The organism is Gilvibacter sediminis, from assembly GCF_028561565.1.
Classification (GTDB): domain Bacteria; phylum Bacteroidota; class Bacteroidia; order Flavobacteriales; family Flavobacteriaceae; genus Gilvibacter; species Gilvibacter sediminis.
The window spans coordinates 1,087,446-1,104,427 of record NZ_JAQQTE010000001.1 but is presented as its reverse complement, the minus strand read 5'-3'; the positions used below and the strand labels follow the sequence as shown (position 1 = coordinate 1,104,427).

Here is a 16,982-nt window from a genome sequence, read left to right as displayed (position 1 = left end):
GAATTATTGTGTAACAGCATGAAATTAAATTTAGTACTGGAGGTACCACAACAAGCGCAAAACCCACTCTGAGAAGAGTGGGTTTTTTTATGCTCGCACGCGTCGCAAGCTCGCTTGCGAAAGCGGAAGAGTATAAAAAAACTCAACGCCGAAGGCGGTGGAGTTTTGCATTTGCAACTTTGGTTACCAAAGGAACTTTGGCGGTAGGCCAAAGAATCCTGGCTTTTTAAGCACCAGACAGAGTCTGTCGCTAGCAGAGGTAAAAAAGCAACACGGCCGGTAGGCCGTGGAGTTTTGCATTTGCAGTAGTGGGAACGAAGGAACATTTGCGCCAGCAAATGAATCCTGGACTGCCGCTACCGCGGGTTCCTTACTCAAACATCCACAGGATGTTTGGTTTTTTCAAAACATCGTTCGGTAAGGGTTTGCATTTGCAGAAGTGCGGAGCAAAGGAACTTTGGCGGTAGGCCAAAGAATCCTGGCTTTTTAAGCACCAGACAGAGTCTGTCGCTAGCAGCGGTAAAAAAAGCAACACGGCCGGTAGGCTGTGAGGTTTGCATTTGCAACTTTGGCTGCTAAAGGAAGTTTTGCGAAGCAAAACAATCCTGGCTTTCTCAGCACCAGACAGAGTCTGTCGCTAGCAAAGGTAAACACGCTGTTAACTCAACCCGAAGTCGGTGGAGTTTTGCATTTGCAAAAATGGTACTTAAGGAACTTTGGCCGAAGGTCAAAGAATCCTGGGATACCAAATGCCTCTTTCAGAAATAGGACCCATGTTTGGCACAACATGATTATGATCAAGTTCTTCGAAGCTAATGTCCTCTGTGACCTCAAAGGCTAAATCATCATCAAAGTTAACTGGCAGATGATCCTTAAGAATATTGAAGGCGTCGTCTAAAGAATAGGCCGTCACACCAATCTTTTTAAAAGATGGATTATTTGTATCTACCTCAATCCAGTATTGTGTTAGGAGATTTCTATTCACGCTTAAATATAGTGTATTTGGTTTCACCGGACCATACCTGACTCTGAAGACCTCACCCCGCGCCAGCGATAGCAGCGAAAACCCCACAGCGAGCCTGCGAGCGAGGAGTTGTAGCGAATAGCGCGGTGCCGAAGGCAGGCGCCCTAAAAACAACCCTTCAAATTAAAATGTCATCTCGATACAATTTTCATTTCATGAAAATCACTCGATGACCGTTAGTAGCCAAACCTCAACACATTGAAGGAAGCGCCCAAAAAACCAAACTACTCCCTCAACGCCCTAGCCACACTACGCGCATAACCGTTGGCTACGTCAGCAGCACTGTCCGGATCTTGTAAACTTGAGGTCACTTGCCCAACTAATTGTTGCTTGGCCGGCTTTTCCAGATCAAAAACAAGAGTTTCCACTACATAGGTTACAGAACGCTCTTCATTGATACTCGGCTCCACATAATTTCCAGAATAACGAACCGTTGGCGCAGAATTCGGGTGGTTGTAATAATTGTAGAACGTATATAAGTAGGGATCTATGGAGCTTGAATAGGTCGCTCCCGAATAGTATCCACCTTCCTTTTTGATATTAACCGTTTGTTTCTTGTCCTTTAATACTGTGATCACCACAGCCTCAAAACCTTTATCGCGGATCATCTGTTTTGCAGCCTCAATCTCAGCCTCACTGAGTTGTTTGTCAGGCTTGAGATCTTCCATAAAATCATAACTCACCATACCTTTCATTTTGTTATTGCGCAGCTCTCTGAGCATGGCATCTTCAAAGGCCTTACGCACCGTAGGATTGTCTGTCCGAGCGATCACTAAAAAGTTCTTCGACTTGACATCTCCAGCGTCTGTAGCCTTCCAGCTTTCCAATACTTTGGTAGAAGAACATCCAGAAATAAGCAGGGCCAAAATGGGCAGCACAATTAGGTTTTTCAATTGGGTCATGGTGTAAGTTGTTTTGTTTGAATGGTTAAGCTACAAAAATACTCCTAATAATCCTCAGGCGCAATGATTGTGCATTAACCCACCACCCCGATAGGATTTAAATCCGCATAAGAATGTACCTTAGTGCTAGCAAAAATGGAAGAATTACTCATTGATTTATACGGCGGGCAATTTGAGCGCGAACTCCTCGAAGAGATCGCGGCAGTTGGAGTCTATAAAGACATTCCTGCCGATACGATCTTGATGGATTTTGGTCAATACGTCAAATCCATGCCGCTTCTACTCCAGGGTGCTATTAAAATCATGCGAGAGGATCAGCAGGGTGATGAGCTCCTGCTGTACTTTTTAGAGAAAGGCGACACCTGTGCCATGACCTTGAGTTGTTGCATGGGCGCTACAAAAAGTGAGATCCGAGCGGTTACGGAAACAGACACCCAATTGATATTAATCCCCGTCCAACACATGGAAAGTTGGTTAGGAAAATACAAAAGTTGGCGGGGATTTGTCATGGACAGTTATCACGACCGCATGATGGAAATGCTAGACGCTATAGATTCCATTGCCTTTATGAATCTGGAAGATCGGGTGATGAAGCTATTGCAAGAGAAAGCCCAGATCGTTCAGAACAAAGAGGTTTACAACACTCATAAAGAATTAGCCCAAGAACTGCACACTTCTCGGGTAGTGATCTCTAGAATTCTAAAAAAGCTTGAAAACGAAGGCCGTATCAGCCTCCATAGAAGTCACATCACCTTAATTGAAGCTGATGTGTGACTTTAGTTACCAAATCTCGGCGCTGGCCGATCTAATTTTGCCCTGTTAATCAATAATGGAACTCGTGGACGTTTTAGGGTATATGGCAGCCTTAGTGGTTGGATTGGTTTTAGGCCTGGTAGGTGGTGGTGGATCCATCCTCACAGTGCCTGTTATGGTTTATCTTCTGGGCTACAACCCGATTCTAGCAACGGCATACTCCCTATTCGTTGTTGGGGTCTCTGCTCTAGTAGGAGCTTTTAGAAATATGCAAAAAGGTCTGGTAGACTTTAGAACCGCTATTGTTTTCGCAATTCCTGCATTTATCGCGGTTTATATAACGCGCAAATTCATCATTCCGGCAATTCCTGATAGCTTAACCAATGTTGGAGAATTTGTGGTTACCAAGGACATTGCCATCATGATCTTCTTTGCTGTGATCATGCTTTTGGCTTCCTTTTCAATGATTCGTTCTAAAAAAGGCGATCCCGATGAAAATGAGGAGGTGCAGTACAACTATCCGCTTATTGTCATTGAAGGATTGGCCGTGGGTGTTTTAACCGGATTGGTTGGAGCCGGTGGCGGATTTTTGATCATTCCCGCACTTGTTCTGCTGGCCAAGCTGCCTATGAAAAAAGCGGTAGCCACTTCCCTTTTGATCATTGCAATTAAGTCTTTAATAGGTTTTATTGGCGATGTTGAGAATTTACAGATCGATTGGGGCTTCCTGCTATCTTTTACTGCAATGTCTGTAATCGGGATCTTTTTGGGAATCTGGCTCGGAGGATTCATTGACGGCAAAAAGCTCAAAAAAGCCTTCGGTTGGTTTGTACTTGGAATGGCTTTTTACATCATTTTTATGGAGATTTCTGCCTAAAACGACTTGTTTTCCTCCAATTTCATCACTTTTTCTAAAAATAAATAGGCTAAGGTAACATTGGTCACTTTTTAGCTCGATTCGCCGCCCTAATTTTGAACTATCAAACTCTTAAAACGTTCAAAACGATGCGAATAGAACAGATATATACCGGATGCTTAGCCCATGCCGCCTACTACTTAGAAGACCAAGGCGAAGCAGCAATCTTTGACCCTTTACGAGAAGTTGGTCCTTATATAAATCGGGCTAAAAAAGATAAGGCTCAGATCAAATACGTCTTTGAAACACATTTCCACGCAGACTTTGTAAGTGGGCATTTAGACCTTCAAAAACAAACAGGAGCGGACATTGTCTATGGCCCTTCTGCCAAACCAGGTTACGAGGCTATAGTTGCTGAAGACGGCCAAGAATTTAAGGTAGGCCGCTATACCGTACGCGTGATCCACACTCCGGGTCACACTTTAGAGAGTACTACTTACCTCTTAATAAATCAAAATGGGGAGATGCACGGGATCATCACGGGAGACACTTTGTTTATTGGCGATGTAGGCCGACCGGATCTGGCCCAACACGTAATTGCAGATCTCACAGAAGAAAAACTGGCAGCCTTGCTGTTTGATTCCCTCCGCAATAAAATAATGACACTTCCCGATCATTTGATCGTGTATCCGAATCACGGTGCCGGATCTGCTTGTGGTAAAATGATGAGTAAAGAGACCACAGATACTTTGGGGAATCAGAAAAAAGTAAACTACGCCCTAAGAGCAGACATGACCAAAGAGGAATTTATTGATGAATTGCTCACAGGACTCACTACGCCTCCAGGATACTTTCCTCAGAATGTACTCATGAATCTCAAAGGATATGATTCCTTGGAAAACGTTATGCAACGAGCCGATAGACCACTAGGGCCTGAAGCTTTTGAAGCTGCCGCCAATGAGACGTGTGCTTTGATCTTGGATGTTCGCAATCCAGAGGAATTTGCCAAAGGCTTTATTCCCAACAGCATCAACATAGGCCTCAACGGAAACTTTGCGCAATGGGTGGGAGAACTGATCCCGAGTGTAAAACAAGAGATTCTACTGATTACAGAACCAGGCAAAGAAAGAGAAGCTATTACGCGATTGTCTCGTGTTGGTTATGATGGGGTCATTGGCTTTTTAACTGGCGGTTTCCCTACTTGGAAAGACTCCGGCAATGAAATTGACAGCATTGGCCGAATTAACGCCAAGACCTTTGAAAACATGATGATCACTAACGGCATTGAACTTTTTGACGTTAGAAAAAGAAGTGAATTCAACTCCCAACATGTTTTGGAAGCCACAAACATTCCTCTGAATGAACTCAATCAACACTTGGCGAGCTTCCCTAAAGACAAACCGCTGGTTTTGCATTGCGCCGGAGGTTATAGAAGCATGATAGCGGCTTCCATGCTCAAACAAAGAGGCTGGGAAAATATTACCGATGTACAAGGTGGTTTTGCAGCGATTAAGGAGACCTCTGTGCCTTACACAGACTATGTCTGCCCAACCACGCTCTTGTAGTTTTTTTTTAGTTGTTGCACGCCTGGGGTGGAGACTCCGGGCTTTTTTCCTTAAGTGTAACTCAAGTTACCGTAGTTCCCGTCCTGGGCTGCTAATTTTGGCAGAAATCCTACAGGTATGAACATATTTATGGAACCATGGCCCTGGTATATTTCGGGTATTTTGATCACCGGGGTCATGGCCCTGCTGTTATGGGGAAACAAGAGTTTTGGAGTTTCGGGAAACTTCAGAACCCTGTGTACTCTGTGCGGCGCGAATAAAAAAGCTTCATTTTTCAAGTTTGATTGGAGGGCACAACGCTGGAACCTCTGGGTGATGGTTGGAACTATTTTGGGCGGATTTATCGGAGCCAACTTTTTGAGTAATGACAGTGCTGTTTCGATCAACGAATCCTCCGTAGAAAAACTCCAACAAATTGGAGCCACAGATGCCGGTAAAGCCTACTTGCCAGAATTTTTGTTTGGAACCGAAGCATTAACGGAACCAAAATCATTGGCCTTATTGATCATAGGTGGATTCCTCGTTGGATTTGGCGCGCGCTATGCCGGTGGCTGCACCTCTGGACACGCCATCTCTGGCCTGAGCAATTTACAATTGCCTTCACTACTAGCCGTAATGGGCTTTTTTATTGGGGGTTTAGTGATGGTTCATTTAATCTTTCCAATTCTTTTTTAAAATGCGCACGATCTATTTTTTAGCCGTCGGACTACTATTGGGTATTACCTTGTTTAAGTCGGAAGCTGCTTCTTGGTTTAGAATTTACGAGATGTTTCAATTTGATTCCTTTCATATGTATGGGATCATCGGTACGGCAGTTGGCCTTGGAGTCCTAGTAGTTCAGCTCATCAAACGCAAAAAACTCAAGGGATTCAATGGCGCTCAAATTCAAATCAACCCTAAAGAAAACAGACGATACCGCTATCTTTTAGGAGGAATACTCTTTGGATTGGGCTGGGCCTTGGCCGGAGCTTGCCCTGGCCCAATGTTTACCCTTTTAGGCAGTGGCTATGCCAGCATGCTTGTTGTTATAGCGAGTGGTTTGTTGGGCACCTTTGTCTACGGCTTAATCAGGGATAATCTTCCGCATTAAAAAAGCAGAATTTAGTACATTGGCAGCACCAACCAAACAACCATGAAAAAGCTGCTGATGCTTTTGTTGCTGTTCTCTTCTGCAGCACAAGCTCAAATTCTAAACGCTGAATCTTTAAGAAAAGTAACCGATACCTCAGGCTGGTCTGGTTCTGCAACCGTGAACTTTGCCTTGGTGAGAAACGTGAATGATATCATCAGTTTGGGATCTGATATTCACGTGCAATACAAGACCGAGAAACATCTTTTCTTGCTTAAAAACCAGATCGCCTTTAGAAAACTCAATGATGATGATTTCTCCAATTTTGGAATTACCCACCTGCGCTATAATTATGTACTTTCTGACCGTTGGCGTTGGGAAGCCTTTGCTCAAGGGCAGTACAACCGTGTGGCTTTGATTGACTTTAGAGGTCTTTTAGGGACCGGACCGCGCTACAAGATCTCCAGCTCTGAGGATTACAAATTCTATTTTGGGAATCTGGTGATGTTTGAATACGAGGAGGTAGCCGATGGAATCACCCCAAACCAGCGCGATGTGCGTTTGAGCTCATATTTATCTTTTAGTCTCTTTCCCAATGACAACTTCAGTTTGGTCAGCACCACTTATTACCAACCACAGCTGGACAAATGGTCGGACTTTAGGATCTCATCAGAATCTACCCTGCTGGTCAAAATGTTTGAAAACTTCAACCTAAACGTTACTTATGTTTTCATTTATGACGCCTTTCCAGCCATAGGGATTCCAAACTCGCAATACAGCTTCAGCACTGGGGTAACCTATACATTTGACTAGAAATGAGCGCCTTTTACCGAAAGGGCTAAAAAAGTCATAATTCTGCGTAAGCTATTCCCCCATAGCGAGACTACCTTTGTATCTTTACGAATTACAAAACCAGAACGAGCAAAATCTCGTATATAAAACAAAGAGAACTTATGGCAAATTCTTATTACGATCCTGCCGATCTGCGCAAATTTGGAAAGATCACCGAATGGAGTGAAGAACTCGGCACCAAATTCTTTGATTACTACGGAAAAGTCTTTGAAGAAGGCGCCCTGTCTGCCCGTGAGAAATCATTGATCGCCTTAGCCGTATCCCATGTGGTTAAATGCCCATATTGCATTGATGCCTATACCAAAGACGGTTTGCAGCGCGGAATCACCAAGGAAGAAATGATGGAAGCGGTTCATGCTGGCGCTGCTATTGAGAGCGGAGCCACACTCGTTCACGGTGTTCAAATGATGAACAAATACAATAAACTGAGCATGTAGCTCACTGCTTTATGGCGACAAAATCCTTAAAGAAACGCGAAAGCGAATTGGCCAATGCCCAAAGGCAATTGGAACTTTTGTCCAACGGTATCTTTGCCGATGGAGAATTGCCCACTTTTGCCGAGAAGATCAAAGGCGTAGGACATTTTCCCTTGCGCCCAAACAAATTGGAGATCCTGCAGATCAATGTTGGGTATATGTGTAATCAGGTTTGCGAACACTGCCACGTGGATGCAGGTCCGGATCGGAAAGAGATCATGACCCGAGAGACCATGCAGCAATGTTTGGAGGTGATCCGCAACACTGGTGCGCACACTTTGGATCTGACTGGAGGCGCTCCTGAGATGAACCCAGATTTTAGATGGTTCGTAGAAGAAGCCGCCAAAGCAGGGATCAAGGATTTTATTGTTCGATCTAACCTAACGATCATCCGCGCCAATAAAAAGTACTACGACCTCCCCGATTTCTTTAAGAAACACAACATTCACGTAGTGTCTTCTATGCCGCACTGGACGCGTGGTAAAACAGACAAGCAACGCGGAGACGGTGTTTTTGACAAATCCATAAAAGCTCTGCAAGAACTCAACGACCGCGGTTACGGAATGCCGGACAGCTCGTTGCGCTTAGATTTAGTTTACAATCCTTCTGGAGCCTTCTTGCCTGGCGATCAGGCCAGCATGGAAAAGGATTTTAAAAAAGCTTTGATGGAAGATTTTGGAATTCAATTCCACAACTTGTTTGCCATTACCAATTTGCCGATCTCCCGCTTTTTGGATTATTTGATCGCCTCAGACAATTACGAGGATTATATGTATCAGTTGGTGGAAGCTTTTAATCCAGCGGCGGTTGCCAATGTGATGTGTACCAATACGCTTTCCATAAGTTGGGACGGCTACCTTTATGATTGTGACTTCAATCAGATGCTCGGTTTGCCGGTGAACTCCAAGGTAAAACACATCTCAGAGTACAACGAAGACTTACTACAAAACAGAAATATTGTGATCTCCCAACACTGCTATGGCTGCACGGCCGGCGCAGGAAGCAGTTGTCAGGGAACCGTTGCCTAATGAAAAGATTGCTGTTTTTATTGCTACTGATCAGTTCTTTGGCTTATGGCCAACAGGATTGGGATGCGTTGCTCCAAAAGTACAACGAAGACACTGTGCCTTATATCACGGCCACCCAAACCGCGACTGCCTTAACGTCAGGAAAAAAAGTGGTAGTGTTGGATGCGCGTGAAGCTGAGGAGTACCAAACCAGTCATTTGCCCGATGCCATTTTTGTGGGTTATGACGATTTTGAACTGAGCAAAGAGGCAAAAAAATCATTGAAAGAAGCCGATCAAATCATCGTCTATTGTACCGTTGGGGTTCGATCTGAAGACATAGGTGCACTCCTACTGCAAAAAGGATACACCAACGTTCAAAACCTAAAAGGTGGAATTCTCTCTTGGAAGAACAACGAATTTGAAGTCTACGATATGAATCAGCAGCCCACAGAAGCGGTGCACGTTTACGGCCCGAGCTGGGGGAAATATTTAATTAAAGGAACTGCTGTACATGACTGATTCAGCTTTGATCATATTTACGCGCAACCCAGAATTGGGCAAATGCAAAACACGTTTAGCCGCTACCATAGGTGATCAAAACGCTTTGGAGGTTTATCAATTTTTGTTGGACCATACGGTTTCCATTACTCGTGACTTGCCTTTTGATAAATATGTTTTTTATTCCGAGAAAGTCCATAACAACGACCGTTGGGATGAAAACATCTATCAAAAAGAGGTGCAAAGTGAAGGAGATCTAGGGCTAAAAATGCGCTCCGCCTTTGAGCAATTGTTTGCTAAAGGCTATAAGAAACTAGCCATAATAGGAAGCGATCTTTTTGATCTACAGAGTAAAGACCTAATTGATGGTTTAGCCCTTTTAGACCAGCACGAAGCCGTGATCGGCCCTGCGCAGGATGGCGGCTATTACTTTTTAGGAATGACTCATCTCATCCCTGAGATCTTTGAGAAGAAAGAATGGGGAACCGATACCGTGCTGATGGACACCATCAACGATTTATTGAATAAAAACTTCAGTAGTCTTCCGGTTCGCAATGATATTGACTATTTTGAGGACATTAAGGACAAAGCGGAATTCCAAAGATTTATACCTGAACACTTGCAATGATAAACCTGATAGAACAAACCACTGATTTTTTAAAGGGCAAAGGATTTGACAATCCGGAGATCGGAATCATTTTAGGAACTGGCTTAGAACGCTTGCCAGAACACGTCGAGATTCAAAAAGAGATCTCTTATAATTTGATCCCGAATTTCCCAACGGCTACCGTGGCCTTCCACAAAGGCAAACTTTTGTATGGAACTTTAGCGGGCAAACGCGTGATCATCATGCAAGGACGCTTTCACGTCTATGAGGGATACACCTTGCAAGATGTGACCTACGGTGTGCGTATCATGCATGCTTTGGGCATTAAGAAACTCTTGGTTTCTAACGCAGCGGGTGCCATCAACCTCAACTTTAAAAAAGGAGAATTGATGCTTATTGATGACCATATCAATCTGCAAGGAGGCTCCCCCCTTGCTTTCAACGGCGTGGATCAATTAGGAGATCGGTTTGTAGACATGGCGGCGCCTTATGACACCGAGATGAACAATACACTTGAATCATTGGCCAAAGCATCTGGTGTTCAATTGCACAAAGGAGTTTATGCCAGCGTTGTTGGCCCGCAATTGGAGACGCGTGCAGAATATCGTTACCTCAAGATCATTGGGGCCGATGCTGTAGGCATGAGTACCGTGCCTGAGGTCATTGTAGCCAATCACTTGCGCTTGCCAGTAGTCGCAGTTTCTGTTTTGACAGACGAATGTGACCCAGACAATTTGCAGCCCGTTGATATTCCGGAGATCATCGCCATGGCAGAAAAAGCAGAACCGGATATGATCGCCTTATTTAAAGGCCTAATAGAATCACTTTAAAATTCAGTAAGTTCAGCTAATCAAAAACGACTGAGACTTACGTTAACAAACCACTATGAGTTACTTAGAGACAACCCACGACGTATATAAAGAAGCAGCACTTACTCCAGATGTAGGGCTGTGTTGTACCACCAATCCAATCTGGGAATTGCCTGGACTGAAGATCCCAAAGATCATGCAAGAGATGAACTACGGCTGCGGAAGCACGGTTCACGCTCGTGATCTGGTCAACGAGCCAAAGATCCTTTACGTAGGAGTTGGTGGAGGTATGGAGCTGTTGCAGTTCAGCTACTTCTCACGCCAAAAAGGCGGAGTGATCGGTGTGGATGTGGTGGATGAAATGTTGGAAGCCTCTAAGAAGAACTTTATTGAAGCAGAAGCTCAAAACCCTTGGTTTAAAAGTGAGTTTGTTGAGTTGCGTAAAGGTGACGCGATGAACCTTCCACTAGAAGACAATAGCGTGGACGTGGCGGCTCAGAATTGTTTGTTCAACATCTTTAAAGAAGACGATCTTAAACAAGCTATCGCAGAAATGTATCGCGTGCTAAAACCACACGGACGCTTGGTGATGAGCGACCCGACTTGCGAGCAACCTATGAATGATACTCTCCGAAATGACGAGCGTTTACGTGCACTTTGTTTAAGTGGTAGTCTACCAATCTCGGAATATGTAAAAGCCTTGACTGATGCTGGTTTTGGAACTATCGAGATCAGAGCGCGTAAGCCTTATCGCATCTTGGATCCAAAGAATTATCCAACCGATGAGTTAATCTACATTGAAAGTATAGAGGTAGCGGCCATCAAAGACCCTATGCCAGAAGACGGCCCCTGTGTCTTCACAGGAAAAGCTGCGATCTACTTTGGAGAAGACGAATACTTGGATGATAAAAAAGGACACATCCTATTAAAGAATCAACCCATTGCCGTTTGTGATAAAACCGCTGGTAATTTGGCAGATCTAGGCCGTGATGATATTTACATCAGCGAGTCTACCTGGCATTACGACGGTGGCGGTTGTTGCTAATACAAATCCCATGAAAACCCTAAACCTACTTATTCGATTTGCCTTAGTTGGCTTTATGGCTTTGAGTCTGCAATCTTGTGGCCTCCTAGGAGCTGCCGGACTTAGCAAGCAAGGACTGTCCGCTAAGAAAGCACCTGCAAACCTTACTGCGGCCCGTAAAACTTCTTCTGAGATGTTGGACCACAGCAGTTGGACCACTTTGCTGCAGCGTCACGTGAATGAAGCGGGATTTGTAGATTACAAAGGATTCCAAAAGGACAAAAAAGATCTAGACGCTTACTGTAATTACCTCTCAAGCTATCAGCCTGACGAGACCTGGTCGGTGCAAGAGCAATTGGCTTACTATATCAACCTGTACAATGCCTACACTATAAAGTTGATCTTGGAAAATTACCCAACGGCAAGCATCAAAGACTTGGACGGACCTTGGACCAAAGCCTTTGTCCCTGTTGGGAATAAGAACCTCAGTCTAGGTGGCATAGAGAACAGTTTGCTGCGCAAAATGAACGAGCCGCGGATCCACTTTGCGATCAACTGCGCGTCTTTTTCATGCCCAAAATTGCTCAATGAAGCTTTCACTGCCGATGATATTGATGCTCAGCTAGAGTTGGTCACCCGTGACTTCATCAACTCTGAACGCAATGAGATCAAGAAAAATCAGGCCAAAGTATCTCAGTTATTTAATTGGTACGCTAAAGATTATTTAGCCAATGGCACCGAAAGTGTAAAAGAATTTATCAATCGATATAGCGATGTGCAAATTGCTCCAGAGACCACTTTGGAATTCCTGGAGTACGATTGGTCCCTAAATGAACAATAACAGACCCAAACTCAGTATAATTGTTCCGGTGCTCAATGAGGCCGACCAAATTTATACCCTTTTACAACATCTGTATCAGCAAATGAGTTTCCCCGAGCAGGCGGAAGTGTTGCTCATAGACGGTGGTAGCAAAGACGCATCCGTTCAAGAATTCGAGCGCTACCACAATCAGCACAAGGAGTTTAATATCCGATGGATAAACTCCTCTGAAAAAGGAAGAGCAGTGCAAATGAATTTAGGAGCACAAAAGGCTGTTGGTAAAATATTCTACTTCTTACACGCGGACAGTTTACCTCCCGTGGGATTTGATGCCCTGATTTATAAAGAGGTGGATCGAGATAAGCTAGCCGGCTGTTTTAGAATGCGTTTTGATTCTTCTCATTGGTGGCTTCGCTTGGCCGGATGGCTCACTAGACTGAACTGGAAGATCTGCCGCGGTGGAGATCAAAGTCAATTCATCACCCGTGAGCTCTTTGAGAGTATAGGAGGCTTTGATGAATCCTATATAATCTTTGAGGACAATATGCTCATAGAAGCCCTTTACGAGCGCGGGCAATTCACGGTCATACCCAAAACGCTGATTACTTCTTGCCGTCGTTACGAAAAGACGGGCATTTGGAAACTGCAGTACCATTTCTGGATGATCCAACTCAAACACCGCCGCGGCGCTGGACCGGAACATCTTTACGCCTACTATCAAAAACACCTTGCGAAATAGCCCAACTTCACTATCTTTAAAGAAGTGGAAGTTTGGGAAGTATTATTGGTCGTATTGCTCTGTGCAGGAGCTATTCAAGGCATAACCTTTGGGATCATTCTCTGGCGCAGTCAAGGACCACACGCCTTGGCCAATCAATTTTTGGCCGCAATCCTTTTCTTTTTCTCCTACCGTCTCATTGTGGAGACCATGAAGATCTTTGAGCTGGGACGCTACGACTTCTGGTATCATGTGCTCTTGGAATATAACTGGATCTACGGCCCTTTGCTTTATTTGTTTGTGCTGAGTTATGTGCGGCCAAAGTTCAAACTGGAACGCATTCACCTTTTACACTTCCTGCCTGTTATTATCGAGGTCATTTGGAGTTTCTTTATCAAAAGTCAGAACTTTTATTGGGACGGTACACGAGAAAGTCTGAGTTGGCTAGGCTATTGGGGTTATGTAGTTTGGATGCACTACCCGACCATGTTCGTGATCTCTGCAACCTTGATCATTATTTATGCGCGCAAGTCCGTCAAAGTGCTCAATGAAGCCTTGAACGATCCGCAAATAAGGATCATTCCGGAACGGGTGGTTTGGATCAAGCGGGTGATTCAAGTGTTGCTCGTTTTTACAGCGCTCTATTTAATTGGTATTGGGATCGATTACTTCTTTTTCAGCTACAACAGCAATCTGTTTTACGGGCATCCTGTTTTTGTGGGGATGGCAGCCATCACCTATTGGATGGGATTGGAAGGGTTCTCCCGCCGCAATGAAGACGCCTTTAGGAGCAATGCCACGGTATCTGAAAAGAATTTGGATCAGCTGCAACAAGTTGCGGATAAGATCACCACAGCCATGGAAGAGCAGCAGCTTTATAAAGACCCTGAATTGAGTGTAAAAAAGCTGGCTGATCTTTTAGACACTAAATCGTATTTGATCACCAAGGCGCTCAATGTAGTGCTTAAAACCAAGTTCAGTGATCTGGTCAACGGCTATCGAATTGAAGCAGTAAAAACGCTTTTGTCTGACCCAAAAAACGAACAATTCACCCTTTTAAGTTTGGCTTTTGATGCCGGATTCAACTCCAAAGCTTCTTTTAATCGCGCCGTTAAAAAAATCACTGGAAAATCTCCTAGCGCCCTAAAATAGGGCTTTTCTGAGTCTCATTTTTCAAAACGACACCAAACAAAACCTTCCAATCAGGTCTCATTTCTCCAATTGAGACGATTGGCGTCACATCTTATCGCATCTTTGGCTTATCATTGCGAATCACCCATTGGAGATCGCTTAAAAAATTCAATCTAATGAAAAACACATTCAAGACCCTTTTACTGCTTTGCTTTTTAATTCCCTTAAGTGCCTGCGCACAGAACAACGCACAAACTCAAGAACTCATTGGCACCTGGAAACTCGATATGAGTCCACAAGACACCACGGATGACAATTTTGCCATGATGCGCATTGAAAAAATCAAGGGCAACAGTTTTGAAGGCACCTTTTACAGAGAAGGAGTCAAATTGACCAACGGCCAGTTGAATACACAACTTGGGATTGTATACGGCGCACTGGTCTCTGGAGACAATAGCGGTTCTTACAACACCACCTTCTACCTCAAAGAAGGAAAGCTTTACGGCACTACTCATGCTATTGACAGAAACTTTCTAGCCGTTTGGATCGCTACTAAAACCCAGAACTAATGAGAACCTTGCTGCACCTGATTCTTTTGTTAACTGCCGTGAGCTTTGCTCAAGTCAATTACGGCACCCCGCCCGAGGGGCTCATCCCGAAAGCCTTGGAAGGGATTCCGCAAGCTTTGGAAGTCATGCACTTCCCTAAAGTGAACCACCCGGTCAAGATTGATGAGCGTTACTATTGGAAACACGCTACCGGAGTGATGAGCAATCAGGCTCCCGCAAAGATCATTGAATACGGCGCTTATCTGTATTACAACGACCAATGGAACCTCAGAAAGAAATACCCGCTCAAAGAACTCAAGAAGAGCTTTGGGATCAAAGATCAAGCGTTGTTGCAAGGTCATCCTTATGTTTGGACAGACAATTGGCGCACAGATGACAGACTCTTTGGCGGATGGGCCATGTGGTATTTCATTGCAGAGACTGAGGATGGACAGCGCGTTTGCGGTTTCGCCACTATTCACACCACCGATCAATTATTAAACCCTTAAAAGACTTGTTATGAAAGCTATTGTTTTTCTATTCACTTTGATGTTGTTTCCTTACTTGGGACTGGGACAACAAACCCTCGAACTCAAAAACACCAAACCCCTAACCTGGCAAGGTAAGGCAGCCATGGGCAGCTACGCACCAGAAGGAACCTTGGATATTGACAAGGCCATCATCACTATAGAAAACGACCAAATTACCGCCTTGACCGTTGCCGTAGATATGAAAAGCCTATCTCAAGAGAATAAAAAACTGCAAAGACATTTGCGCAATGAAGACTTCTTTGATGTGAAGGTCTTTCCTCAAGCTGTTTTCACTCTGACGGCTCCGGTAGACCTCAACAACGGAAACTGTCAATTACAAGGCGTAATGTCTATTAAGAATAAAGCGGTAACTGAGCAGATTCCAGCTTGGATCAATATTACCGATAAACTGATCACCATAACTTTTGATGCTGAACTTGATCGTACGGCCTACGGTATTACCTATAACTCGCCGAGTATTTTCACAAAGCTGAAAGATCAGGCCATTGCAGATGCCTTTAATTTGAAGGGTGTGCTGAGTTTCCCGAATCGATTCTAGAAGTATTGCCCTATTCCGAAGACAAATCCGCGGGTTGCCTTATCAGAGATCCCATAGCCGTAATCAATCCTGAAAATTGCGTTGAAGATTCTTTTGTGAATAAATCGCAAGCCCACACCTGGATAAATCCGAACGTTCTGACTGTCGCCAAAATCACTGAGGTCTCCCCCAGGATTGCGCCAACTTCCACTGTCGACAAAGACATTGCCTTGCAGCACAAACCAATCTTTGTCGACTAAGGTGTGGCGGTATTCGGTGTTAAGCACGATCACTCCAGTACCGCGATCAATGATGTTCCCCACCCCGCGAATGTTCAAGTTGTTATCTACAGCAAAAGGGGCAAAAGGAGATTCGTCATTACTAGCTAACCCCACGCGTAGTCGAGAAGCCCAGTTTCCACGTTTACCCACGCGTTTGTAGTAGATAAAATCATTCCAACCAATAACAAAATCAGGCAGAACAGGATCTGAACTCAAGACGTATTGGAGGTTGAGCGTACTGCGGAATCCCTCTAAATATTGAAAGTAGAAATCGACGTTGCGGTATTCATAAATACCCTTGAAAAGGACCTTATCTACGTCGAAATCCAAGGGAACTCCATCCTGGGTTGCTCCATCCACATAATCGTAATCCTCATTAAAGAAATTGATTCCTAGCTGGGCACTGTGGAAGAAATTGAATTGATAAAGCGCTAAGGCCTCAATGGAGGTGTTATTATAGCGATAATCTGCATCTCCATCGTCTAAAAACACCGGTTCTAGCGTAGTGATGTCTCCGAAGTTTACAGCCAAACCAAACTTGCGTGAAAAGAGGTTAGGAGCTCTAAAATTCAATCCGAAGGAAGAAAAGATATCGTCTTGATAAAACCCGCCTATCGTAATATTTCGGCCTAAAAAATTGTACTCGTAAAGGCCGATCCGATACGCAAATTCATCATCATTGGTGGTATAGACATTGAGCTGAGGAATGAGCGTAAAATTGTCCTGAACCCCAAAAACCACTTTGACTGTGCCGTCTTCTTTGGGATGCACTTGGAAATAGGCGTGAGAAACTCCCGCCAAGCGGATCATAAAATTCACATCGCGTTCCAGTTGGGCCGAGTCTAATTTCATTCCCGGGCGAAGCTCCACCAAGTTCTTCAAAAAAGCGGTCTTAGAGCGTTTGTTCTCTTGAAAGACGATCTCAGAGACCTCTTGTCCAAAACTGGCTGCGCTTAGCAGCAAAAACGCCAT

The 16,982-nt window shown here is 44.3% G+C and carries 20 protein-coding genes; 18 read left to right on the top strand and 2 right to left on the bottom strand.

Annotated features, from left to right (window positions below; translation table 11 throughout):
• Positions 1–1,248: 1,248 nt before the first annotated feature.
• Entirely contained in the window at positions 1,249–1,926 is a 678-nt protein-coding gene (locus tag POW22_RS05005) for a hypothetical protein (protein ID WP_272831528.1), read from the bottom strand.
• A gap of 135 nt (positions 1,927–2,061) precedes the next feature.
• Here POW22_RS05005 and POW22_RS05000 point away from each other — a divergent pair, with 135 nt between their 5' ends.
• From POW22_RS05000 to POW22_RS04915, 18 genes are all read left to right on the top strand, one after another.
• Positions 2,062–2,700 (top strand): Crp/Fnr family transcriptional regulator, encoded by a 639-nt coding sequence (locus tag POW22_RS05000; protein ID WP_272831527.1) that lies wholly within the window; start codon positions 2,062–2,064, stop codon positions 2,698–2,700.
• Between the two features lie 55 nt (positions 2,701–2,755).
• Entirely contained in the window at positions 2,756–3,556 is an 801-nt protein-coding gene (locus tag POW22_RS04995; protein ID WP_272831526.1) for a sulfite exporter TauE/SafE family protein, read from the top strand.
• A 128-nt stretch (positions 3,557–3,684) separates the two neighbouring features.
• Positions 3,685–5,100, top strand: a complete 1,416-nt coding sequence (locus POW22_RS04990; RefSeq protein WP_272831525.1) for an MBL fold metallo-hydrolase — start codon at positions 3,685–3,687, stop codon at positions 5,098–5,100.
• A 117-nt stretch (positions 5,101–5,217) separates the two neighbouring features.
• A complete protein-coding gene (locus tag POW22_RS04985) occupies positions 5,218–5,775 on the top strand; it encodes a YeeE/YedE family protein (protein ID WP_272831524.1) in 558 nt (185 codons plus the stop codon).
• 1 nt (position 5,776) lies between these two features.
• A complete protein-coding gene (locus tag POW22_RS04980) occupies positions 5,777–6,190 on the top strand; it encodes a DUF6691 family protein (RefSeq protein ID WP_272831523.1) in 414 nt (137 codons plus the stop codon).
• Positions 6,191–6,232: 42 nt separating this feature from the next.
• The gene (locus POW22_RS04975) at positions 6,233–6,982 is read left to right on the top strand and encodes a DUF481 domain-containing protein (protein ID WP_272831522.1); all 750 of its coding nucleotides are present in this window, start codon (positions 6,233–6,235) and stop codon (positions 6,980–6,982) included.
• A gap of 140 nt (positions 6,983–7,122) precedes the next feature.
• Complete coding sequence (locus POW22_RS04970; protein WP_272831521.1) at positions 7,123–7,458, top strand: arsenosugar biosynthesis-associated peroxidase-like protein; 336 nt, start codon at positions 7,123–7,125, stop codon at positions 7,456–7,458.
• Between the two features lie 11 nt (positions 7,459–7,469).
• Positions 7,470–8,525, top strand: a complete 1,056-nt coding sequence (gene arsS / locus POW22_RS04965) for an arsenosugar biosynthesis radical SAM (seleno)protein ArsS (protein ID WP_272831520.1) — start codon at positions 7,470–7,472, stop codon at positions 8,523–8,525.
• Positions 8,525–9,025 (top strand): rhodanese-like domain-containing protein, encoded by a 501-nt coding sequence (locus POW22_RS04960; RefSeq protein WP_272831519.1) that lies wholly within the window; start codon positions 8,525–8,527, stop codon positions 9,023–9,025. Before arsS ends, POW22_RS04960 begins: the two co-directional genes overlap by 1 nt.
• On the top strand, positions 9,018–9,632 hold the full coding sequence (locus POW22_RS04955; protein ID WP_272831518.1) for a TIGR04282 family arsenosugar biosynthesis glycosyltransferase: 615 nt from the start codon (positions 9,018–9,020) through the stop codon (positions 9,630–9,632). The genes POW22_RS04960 and POW22_RS04955 overlap by 8 nt, the downstream gene beginning before the upstream one ends.
• Entirely contained in the window at positions 9,629–10,441 is an 813-nt protein-coding gene (locus tag POW22_RS04950) for a purine-nucleoside phosphorylase (protein ID WP_272831517.1), read from the top strand. Before POW22_RS04955 ends, POW22_RS04950 begins: the two co-directional genes overlap by 4 nt.
• Positions 10,442–10,496: 55 nt before the next feature.
• Positions 10,497–11,465, top strand: coding sequence for an arsenosugar biosynthesis arsenite methyltransferase ArsM (gene arsM, locus POW22_RS04945; protein WP_272831516.1), 969 nt, complete (start codon positions 10,497–10,499; stop codon positions 11,463–11,465).
• Positions 11,466–11,475: 10 nt separating this feature from the next.
• Positions 11,476–12,285: a DUF547 domain-containing protein gene (locus POW22_RS04940; RefSeq protein ID WP_272831515.1), complete on the top strand. Its 810-nt coding sequence runs from the start codon at positions 11,476–11,478 to the stop codon at positions 12,283–12,285.
• Positions 12,275–13,003, top strand: coding sequence for a TIGR04283 family arsenosugar biosynthesis glycosyltransferase (locus tag POW22_RS04935; protein WP_272831514.1), 729 nt, complete (start codon positions 12,275–12,277; stop codon positions 13,001–13,003). The genes POW22_RS04940 and POW22_RS04935 overlap by 11 nt, the downstream gene beginning before the upstream one ends.
• A 24-nt stretch (positions 13,004–13,027) precedes the next feature.
• Positions 13,028–14,134, top strand: coding sequence for a helix-turn-helix domain-containing protein (locus POW22_RS04930; RefSeq protein WP_272831513.1), 1,107 nt, complete (start codon positions 13,028–13,030; stop codon positions 14,132–14,134).
• A gap of 155 nt (positions 14,135–14,289) precedes the next feature.
• A complete protein-coding gene (locus POW22_RS04925; protein WP_272831512.1) occupies positions 14,290–14,682 on the top strand; it encodes a hypothetical protein in 393 nt (130 codons plus the stop codon).
• Complete coding sequence (locus POW22_RS04920) at positions 14,682–15,170, top strand: hypothetical protein (protein WP_272831511.1); 489 nt, start codon at positions 14,682–14,684, stop codon at positions 15,168–15,170. The genes POW22_RS04925 and POW22_RS04920 overlap by 1 nt, the downstream gene beginning before the upstream one ends.
• 10 nt (positions 15,171–15,180) lie before the next feature.
• Positions 15,181–15,750 carry a YceI family protein gene (locus tag POW22_RS04915; RefSeq protein ID WP_272831510.1) on the top strand — a complete coding sequence of 190 codons (570 nt, stop codon included), beginning with the start codon at positions 15,181–15,183 and terminating at the stop codon, positions 15,748–15,750.
• Here the strand turns inward: POW22_RS04915 and POW22_RS04910 are convergent.
• Positions 15,747–16,982, bottom strand: coding sequence for a POTRA domain-containing protein (locus POW22_RS04910; RefSeq protein WP_272831509.1), 1,236 nt, complete (start codon positions 16,980–16,982; stop codon positions 15,747–15,749). The two genes, POW22_RS04915 and POW22_RS04910, sit on opposite strands and share 4 nt — an antisense overlap.